1 protein-coding gene is annotated in these 220 nt (G+C 65.9%); it reads left to right on the top strand.

The features are described 5' to 3' along the window. A partial coding sequence (locus tag ADK64_RS47285; protein ID WP_234384592.1) for a hypothetical protein occupies positions 1–220 on the top strand: 220 nt, incomplete at both ends.

The raw sequence follows: 220 nt of genomic DNA, 5'->3' as shown, positions 1-220 counted from the left end.
CGCTTTTCGCGGGTGGTGGTGTGCGGCGGGTGGAGTTGCCGACGTATGCGTTCCAGCGTCGCCGGTACTGGCTGGATGCGCCGGCTGTCTCGGGTGATGTGTCGTCTGCGGGGCTTGGTTCGGCGGATCATTCGGTGCTGGGTGCGGTGGTGCGGTTGGCGGATGAGGATGGTGTGGTTCTGACGGGGCGTTTGTCGCTTCGTTCGCATCCGTGGCTGGC

Origin of the sequence: Streptomyces sp. MMG1121, assembly GCF_001280015.1 — a bacterium.
In the GTDB taxonomy this organism is placed as follows: domain Bacteria; phylum Actinomycetota; class Actinomycetes; order Streptomycetales; family Streptomycetaceae; genus Streptomyces.
The sequence above is the reverse complement of the archived record's forward strand: the minus strand, read 5'-3'. Positions and strand labels throughout refer to the sequence as shown.